Here is an 8,235-nt window from a genome sequence, read left to right as displayed (position 1 = left end):
AATAGATGAATATCGAGAGGAACCAGTATAAAGGACAAACCAGTATAAAGGACAATAAACTCCATAAATATTTTGAATATGTTAGCTTTTCAACCCGAAAGCTGAACTGTTACCCATTTTATCTGCAATTTTGCTCAAATTAGATGACAACCTGTTCAAAGATATGGTAAAATAATAAACCAAATGTTTGCAAATTTCCATAGAGTTCTATTAAAAAGAGAACCCTATGGAAATTTGTCATACATTTCAATAAACCTAAGAAGCAAAAATCTATTTTGGGGGAAATATAAAACATATGACGAATTATAACAGCAATGACAATCGATTTGATGGAAGGTGCTTCCTTGAAGATGTTGAGATAAAGTTACAAAAACGACTGGAAGAAATAGGGCAGTCTCTCTCTGATGGACAGAAAGAGATTGATAACATGCAGGAATATTACTGGGAAAATTATACGGAGATGGATGAATATGGTTACGAAGATTATGATAATCAGCAGGCACTTCTGCATCAGGTCAACGCTAATAATGAGAAGCTGCAATTAAAACATAGATTTGAGAAAATGTTAGATGCACCTTTTTTCGGACGTGTCGATTTTATGTATGATGGAGATGACGAACCGGAACCGTTTTATATTGGAATCGGAAATTTTGCCGAAAAAACAGGCATGCAGCCTCTGATCTACGACTGGAGAGCTCCGGTCAGCAGTTTGTTTTATGATTATGATAAAGGCCCTGCAAGCTATGAGGCTCCTGCCGGAAGACTGGATGGAGAGATTCTTTCAAAATGGCAGTTTAAGATTCAGAATGGAGAACTTGTCTATGCCTTTGAAAGTGATACAAAGATCGATGATGATATTCTGAAAAAAGAACTTGGAACAAACAGTGATGTAAAATTAAAAAATATCGTCCGCACGATCCAGAAAGAACAGAATGCAATTATCCGAAATACGAAAGATCGAATCCTTGTAATCCAGGGAGCTGCCGGAAGTGGAAAAACTTCGATTGCTTTACACCGAATTGCATATCTTTTATATCATGAACGCGACACTCTGAAATCATCCAACATACTGATTCTTTCACCGAACAGCGTATTTGCAGATTATATCTCACATATTCTTCCAGAATTAGGAGAAGAGAATATCCGTGAGATGAGTTTTGATCTCTACGCCTACAAAGAGCTTCGAAAAGGTGTCGCTGCAGACTGTGAGGATCGTTATGATCAGTTGGAACGTCGGATGAAGTTTCCGGATGAATCAGCTCAGAATCGTTTTGACTGGAAACAATCCAAAGATTTTATTGGTGAAATAGAAGGTTTCCTTGCGATTCTGGAAGATCGTCTGATGGAATTCAAAGAAATTGAGTTCCGTGGAATGACATTGACAGAAGAAGACTTGATCCAATTGTTCTATTATAAATTTACAGAGACTCCGTTATTGAAACGTATGGACGCTGTAAAAGACTATTTTATCGATTCCTGGGAAACTCTGAAAGGCAGAAATATTTCAGAGGATAATCAGGAGATGCTTCAGATGAAGTTCGACAAGATGTACACAACGAAAGATATTTACACCATTTATAATTGGATGCTCGATGACTGTGGTTGTGATCTGTTGCCGGAAGTTCCGTACGAAAAACGAAAGCTCCCTTATGAAGATGTATTTCCTATGCTCTATCTGAAATATCGTCTTTCCGGTGGGAACTCAACTCATAAGAACATTAAGCATCTTGTCATTGATGAAATGCAGGACTACACTTATCTGCAATACACCATCCTGGAATCCTTGTTTCATTGTAGAATGACTATTCTTGGAGACCGTGCACAGACATTGGATACAAAGCAACAGGATGTATTGAGATTTCTTCCCAAATTACTTGGACGTGAAATCCGAACAATTGAAATCAAAAAGAGTTACCGGAACACATTGGAAATTGCCCGGTATGCGGAAAAAGTCAGTGGAGTATCTGATCTTGAGTTACTGGACCGCCATGGAAAAGAAGTCGTAGAAAAGACATTTAACACAGATACGGAATTGCTTGATGAACTTGTCTGTCATTTAAAATGTCCGGGAGACTTTGAAACTGCTGCCCTGATCACAACAACAGAAGAAGAAGCTTTTGACTTAAGCCGTCTCCTGAAACTGCGTGGTATCAACGTATCTTATGTAGATCGTAACAGTTCCGCATTTAAGAAAGGACTCACAGTAACCACATTTTATCTTGCAAAAGGGCTGGAATTTGACCAGGTTTTCGCACTTCGCGGTGCAAAAGAAAATCCGCTTAAAAATCAGGCGGAATACATTTGCGCAACAAGAGCTCTTCACGAACTCTATGTTTACGAAATTGCTGACAGCTTATCAAAATAACAGTTAACAGGCATGCATGATTAAAATTTATTCAGAAAGAACAGAAAAATGAAGATTACATTAATAACCGTAGGAAAGATAAAAGAAAAATATCTGCGAGATGCAATTGCAGAATACAGCAAGCGATTAAGCCGATATTGCAAACTGGAGATTATAGAAGTAGCTGATGAAAAGACACCTGACCATGCAAGTGATGTCGTGGAAAATACAATTCGCGATAAAGAAGCTGAACGCATTATGAAATATGTAAAAGAGGATACCTATGTGATCACTCTTGAGATTAACGGAAAGCTTCTTAGTTCCGAGGAACTTTCTGCAAAAATCAATCAACTTGGAATTCAGGGGACAAGCCATATCACATTTATCATTGGCGGATCCATTGGTTTGGGCAAAGAAGTGCTCGCAAGATCGGACTATGCATTAAGCTTTTCCAAGATGACCTTTCCACACCAGTTGATGCGGGTCATTCTGTTAGAGCAGATATACAGAAGTTATCGGATCATCAACGGTGAACCTTATCATAAATAGAGATCTGTCACAGAAAACAACTGGTATAGGACATCGTAATATATTCATATACTGATGACAAAGGATTTTTATATAAAAAACTTCAATGAACCGAGAGCAGATCAAAGAAAAGATGGTATCCGCAATGGATCTCCCAAAAGATGTGATTCAGAATGCTTCTGTTATAACCATTTTAGGACGAAATGAATTATGCATTGAAAATTATCGTGGCATTATTGAATACACAGATACACTGATCCGTGTGCAGACGCGGGCAGGACAGATCCGGATCCAGGGAAAACGACTCCGGATTCAATACTACACAAATGATGAGATGAAAGTAACTGGAGCATTATCATCTTTAGAATTTACCGAGGGGAGGAATCCGGGGTGATTCATTGCCTGATCCGCTACTTGTCCGGTTATGTGAAGATTCAGATCAAAGGATACTCCCCAGAACGATTTCTGAATCTCTGCTGTTATCACCGCATCCGATTCTGGGGATTGACCCGAATCGGAACAAATTATGAATTATACTTGAGTTTATCTGATTTTCGAAAGATTCGTCCTTATGTCAGAAAAACACATACAAAAGTCATACTAAAAAAACGGTATGGCTTTCCTTTTTTTCTTTATCGCTACCGAAAAAGAAAACTATTCTTTATCAGCATCTTCCTATGCATTTTTCTAATCGATTGTTACTCGCAATTTCTATGGGATATTCATTTTCAGGGAAATAAAAGATGGACCGACACGACCTTGACAACGTTTCTGAAAGAAGAGGGGATTTATCCTGGAATGCAAAAGAAAAATGTAGATTGTCAGGGGATTGTCAAAGCCCTTCGAAAGGAATATAATGATATCGTTTGGGTATCTGCTTCTCTTGATGGCAGCCGGTTAAAAATACAGATAAAAGAAAATGAAGATGCGCTTCCTATCATCTCATCTACTCAGACAGATTCTTTACCTGTTGATCTTATTGCTTCTACTGATGGAATCATTACAAATTTAATTACACGCACCGGCATTCCCCAGGTACATATCGGAGATTCTGTAACGAAAGGAACTTTACTTGTATCTGGACGGATTGACATCCTGGATGACAGTGGTGAAATTACCGGATATCAATATACGCATGCCGATGCAGATATTTTCGCTGATACACAGACTTCTTATCTGGATATAATTTCCTGTTATCATAATAAAAAAGTATATACAAAAGAAGCAAAAAAGTCCGGATTTATTCAAATCGGCTCTGTCCGGTTAGAAACATGGAAGCCAAAAATGTCCGCTACTTCTGAAAAATTGTGTATAGCACATCAGTTAAAACTGGGAGAAAATTTTTCACTTCCGATTTTTTATGGGCATGAAACAATAAAAAAATACAGCTTCAAGAAAATAAAATATACAAAAAAAGAGATGCAGACAATTTTAAGCAGTCGATTTCGCTATTTTTGTAAAGATTTAGAGGAAAAGGGTATTCAAATTAATGAAAAAAATGTTAAGATATATATATCTGCCGAAAAGGCAACGGCTTCAGGTACGCTCTATCTGAATCAGCAGATTGAAGAGGAAACAGAGACCGAAAGAATAACTTTAGAAAGGAACGAACCGGATGAGTCTGTCGGAACTGATCATTGATATTCCGGCTGAATACGAGATGAATGTATTTGGCCAGTTTGATACTTATATAAAGAAAATAGAAAGAACTTTTCATGTCACATTGATTTCACGTGACGGTGCAACTAAGATTGTAGGAGATACAATTGCTGCACAGAAAGCCCAGCGTGTACTTACACAGCTTGTGGAACTTGCTAAACGAGGAAATACGATTACGGAACAGAATGTAGACTATGCAATCTCGCTCGTATTTGAAGATCAGGAAGAAGCCCTTGTTTCTATTGATAAAGATCTGATCTGTCATACACTACAGGGAAAACCAATCAAACCTAAAACATTAGGTCAGAAAAAATATGTTGATGCAATTCGTAATGGAATGATCACTTTCGGTCTCGGACCTGCCGGAACAGGAAAGACCTATCTTGCGATGGCAATGGCAATCACAGCATTCAAACGCGAAGAAGTAAGCAGAATCATCCTGACGCGCCCGGCAATTGAAGCCGGAGAGAAGCTTGGATTTCTTCCGGGAGACCTGCAAAGCAAGATTGATCCGTATTTAAGACCTTTATATGACGCGCTTTATCAGATCATGGGAGCTGACAGTTTTCTTAAGAATTCTGAAAAAGGATTGATTGAGGTTGCTCCTCTGGCATATATGCGCGGGCGTACTTTAGATAATGCGTTCATTATCCTTGATGAAGCACAGAATACAACGCCGGCCCAGATGAAGATGTTCTTAACAAGAATTGGTTTTGGATCCAAAGTTGTCATTACAGGTGATTCTACACAGAAAGATCTTCCGTCCGGAACAATATCCGGACTTGATGTTGCTGTAAAGGTTGTAAAAGATCTGGAAGGGATCAACATCTGTACGCTGACAAGCAAAGATGTTGTAAGACATCCATTAGTTCAGAAAATTGTAAAAGCATATGAGGACTATGAGAAGAAATCGTCCAGACCGAGAGAAAACAGGAGGAAAAAAGGATGAGTCTTTTTATCGAAGAAGAGGGGAATATAAAGTTAGACTTTGATACAGAAGAGATTGCCGCATTAGTTATTGACGCTGCATTAGAACTTGCAGACTGTCCTTATGAAGCAGAGATCAATCTTCTTTTGACTGAGAATGCCCAGATTCACGAAATGAATCTGGAACAACGTGGAATTGACCGCCCAACAGATGTACTTTCTTTCCCTATGATCGAATACGAAGAACCGGGAGATTTTTCCGTGATTGATGAAGAAAGTGCAGAAGCCTTTAATCCGGAATCCGGAGAATTGATGCTTGGTGATATCGTTATCTCAAAGGAAAAAGTGTTATCCCAGGCTGAAGAATATAGACATTTACCCAAAAGAGAGTATGCTTTCCTGATTGCACACAGTATGCTTCACTTATTTGGATACGATCACATGGTTGATGAAGAACGTGTTGTCATGGAAGCGAAACAGAAAGAAATCATGGAAAAAGTCGGTATTTTCCGCTGATAGGATACATATATTAAATAGATTTTAAGGAATGGGACACTAGGAGGAAGTTATGTCTGAAACTGAGGCACAAACAACGAAAAAACGAACGAAAAAGGATGATTATATTGTCCAGGGTTCGATACTTGCAGCAGCAGCTGTACTTACAAAAATCATAGGCGTAGTCTACAGGATTCCGCTGACGAATATTTTAGGAGATGAAGGAAACGGATTTTATGGATATGCCTATCAGGTCTATGCAATCGCTCTGATGATTTCATCATTCAGCCTTCCGACTGCCGTATCCAAGCTGGTATCGATCCGACTTGCAAAGCGTCAGAGGCGAAATGCATTCCGTGTATTTATCTGTTCCCTTGCTTTTGCAATCGGTGTTGGATTATTCATCTCGCTGACAATCTTTTTGGGAGCAGGACTGATTTCAACACATTTAATGAAATCTCCACTTAGCGTTTACGCACTGCGGGTTCTTGCCCCGGGACTTCTGATCGTTGCAGTCATGGCTGTTATCCGTGGATATTTCCAGGGAATGGGAACAATGCTTCCAACAGCTATCTCACAGATCATTGAGCAGGTATTTAATGCCGTGATCAGTATTGTCGGCGCAAGTGTCCTCTTTGGTATCGGAATAAAAGCAGGAGAAAAATCCGGAGAGGAGCTTCTCGGACCTGCTTACGGTGCTGCCGGAAGTACACTTGGAACGGTTGTCGGCTCTTTATCTGGATTGTTATTTCTTTTGTTTGTCATTTTTATATATAAAAATGTGATACGCAAACAGCTTAAAAGAGACCGCACCCAGAATGTTGAAAGTTATTCTTTCCTTCTGAAAGCATTACTTTTAACAGCAATCCCCGTTGTATTCAGTACCGCTGTATATAATATTAACCAGATTATCGACCTTACAATCTTTAATCATGTTATGGAGTCACAAGGCTATGTAGAGAAAGAATACATGGCTCTTCAGGGTATTTACACCGGTAAATACGACACCCTGATCAATGTCCCGATGGCAATTGCGAATGCACTTGGAACATCTCTTGTGCCAAGTCTTACAGCTGTTGTTACAGCAGGTACAAAGAAACAGGTTCACAGTAAGATTAACCAGACATTACGTCTTACAATGGTAATTGCTATTCCGAGTTGTATCGGTTATTTCGTACTTGCTTCCCCAATTATGGTTCTGCTGTACAATGACTCCAGTGCAACACCGGCACATCTGTTGATGGCAGGAGCTATCGTTGTTGTACTGTATGGACTTTCCTCTGTAACGAATTCCATTCTTCATGGATTAAACTACATGACAAGTCCCGCAAAGAATGCTGCAGCAGCTCTTGGGATTCATCTGGTAGCATTTGTACTGATGATGACTGTATTCAAGATGAACGTCTATGCACTGGTGGGTGGAAATATTGTATTTGCACTTGCAATGAGTATTTTGAACCTGCTCAAGATTCGAAAAGTCAGCGGTTTCAAAATCGATTTTGTAAGCACTTTCGGAAAACCATTCGCTGCAGCAGCAGTGATGGGCATTGTAACTTTCGGCGTATTCAGACTGTTTGATACACTGATCGGCGGTCGTGTAATTCCGGTATGCATTTCACTGTTTGTAGCAATACTTGTTTATGCGGTTGTTATGTTGAAGATCGGAACACTTTCTGAAGATGATATCCTTGATCTTCCAATGGGTGGACGTATCCTGAGAATTTCTAAGAAATTCCATCTGCTTCCAGCCGTAAAAGTAGAAGAATAAAAAAAATAAAAAAGCCAATACTGTATGAAAAAAGGAGCGATTTGCGATGAAAAAATACATGATTGGCTTTTTTTCTGTTTTATTTCTGATTACCGGATGTTTGATTGTAGGTTATCAGGTTAGTTACCACAATCTACTGGAAAAGGAAAAGGCTATAGAACTGACAAAAAATGAAAAAAATGATTCTATTCAAATCAGACGCAGTTCAGCAAAAGGAGAGTCTGTTTCAGATGATGCCTATTATCTGAAAGAGCTGCATGGATATGTTGCGGTCTATCTGCAAGATGGGACAACCCTTTACGAAACAACCAGCCTATCCGTAAATAATCTGCCGGATGAAGTACAACAGGATCTGAAAAATGGAATCTATCTTAAGTCAGCTGAAGAACTGTATGGTTTTCTTGAGAATTATTCCAGTTAAAAAGTGGACGAAGTGCACAGAATCGTGTATAATACAGAGTCAGCGGAAAAAATATCGGTTACTGTTCACTCCCGTGTCAATCAGCGGAGTGAT

At 39.1% G+C, this 8,235-nt stretch carries 8 protein-coding genes; all 8 read left to right on the top strand.

Features of this window, described 5'->3' with window-relative positions; translation table 11 throughout:
• Positions 1-295 precede the first annotated feature (295 nt).
• The gene (locus tag DXB52_RS14355; protein ID WP_117874681.1) at positions 296-2,365 is read left to right on the top strand and encodes a HelD family protein; all 2,070 of its coding nucleotides are present in this window, start codon (positions 296-298) and stop codon (positions 2,363-2,365) included.
• A gap of 48 nt (positions 2,366-2,413) precedes the next feature.
• On the top strand, positions 2,414-2,893 hold the full coding sequence (rlmH, locus tag DXB52_RS14350; protein ID WP_055156549.1) for a 23S rRNA (pseudouridine(1915)-N(3))-methyltransferase RlmH: 480 nt from the start codon (positions 2,414-2,416) through the stop codon (positions 2,891-2,893).
• A gap of 85 nt (positions 2,894-2,978) precedes the next feature.
• Complete coding sequence (gene yqfC / locus DXB52_RS14345; RefSeq protein ID WP_015529267.1) at positions 2,979-3,266, top strand: sporulation protein YqfC; 288 nt, start codon at positions 2,979-2,981, stop codon at positions 3,264-3,266.
• Positions 3,263-4,513, top strand: a complete 1,251-nt coding sequence (locus tag DXB52_RS14340; protein WP_181989224.1) for a sporulation protein YqfD — start codon at positions 3,263-3,265, stop codon at positions 4,511-4,513. Before yqfC ends, DXB52_RS14340 begins: the two co-directional genes overlap by 4 nt.
• The gene (locus DXB52_RS14335) at positions 4,488-5,480 is read left to right on the top strand and encodes a PhoH family protein (RefSeq protein ID WP_015529266.1); all 993 of its coding nucleotides are present in this window, start codon (positions 4,488-4,490) and stop codon (positions 5,478-5,480) included. The genes DXB52_RS14340 and DXB52_RS14335 overlap by 26 nt, the downstream gene beginning before the upstream one ends.
• Positions 5,477-5,974, top strand: coding sequence for an rRNA maturation RNase YbeY (gene ybeY, locus DXB52_RS14330; RefSeq protein WP_117874683.1), 498 nt, complete (start codon positions 5,477-5,479; stop codon positions 5,972-5,974). Before DXB52_RS14335 ends, ybeY begins: the two co-directional genes overlap by 4 nt.
• 52 nt (positions 5,975-6,026) lie before the next feature.
• Positions 6,027-7,721, top strand: coding sequence for a putative polysaccharide biosynthesis protein (locus DXB52_RS14325; protein ID WP_117874685.1), 1,695 nt, complete (start codon positions 6,027-6,029; stop codon positions 7,719-7,721).
• 46 nt (positions 7,722-7,767) lie between these two features.
• Positions 7,768-8,142 carry a hypothetical protein gene (locus DXB52_RS14320; protein ID WP_117874687.1) on the top strand — a complete coding sequence of 125 codons (375 nt, stop codon included), beginning with the start codon at positions 7,768-7,770 and terminating at the stop codon, positions 8,140-8,142.
• Positions 8,143-8,235 lie beyond the last annotated feature (93 nt).

Origin of the sequence: Ruminococcus sp. OM04-4AA (genome assembly GCF_003462585.1) — a bacterium.
Taxonomy (GTDB): Bacteria; Bacillota; Clostridia; order Lachnospirales; family Lachnospiraceae; genus Mediterraneibacter; species Mediterraneibacter faecis.
This window is presented reverse-complemented; position numbering and strand designations above follow the sequence as displayed.

Bases quoted from the DNA above. Each gene is read 5' to 3' on its own strand.
- ybeY (WP_117874683.1), top strand. From the start codon at position 5,477: ATGAGTCTTTTTATCGAAGAAGAGGGGAATATAAAGTTAGACTTTGAT.
- DXB52_RS14320 (WP_117874687.1), top strand. From the start codon at position 7,768: ATGAAAAAATACATGATTGGCTTTTTTTCTGTTTTATTTCTGATTACC.
- DXB52_RS14325 (WP_117874685.1), top strand. From the start codon at position 6,027: ATGTCTGAAACTGAGGCACAAACAACGAAAAAACGAACGAAAAAGGAT.
- yqfC (WP_015529267.1), top strand. From the start codon at position 2,979: ATGAACCGAGAGCAGATCAAAGAAAAGATGGTATCCGCAATGGATCTC.
- DXB52_RS14355 (WP_117874681.1), top strand. From the start codon at position 296: ATGACGAATTATAACAGCAATGACAATCGATTTGATGGAAGGTGCTTC.
- rlmH (WP_055156549.1), top strand. From the start codon at position 2,414: ATGAAGATTACATTAATAACCGTAGGAAAGATAAAAGAAAAATATCTG.
- DXB52_RS14335 (WP_015529266.1), top strand. From the start codon at position 4,488: ATGAGTCTGTCGGAACTGATCATTGATATTCCGGCTGAATACGAGATG.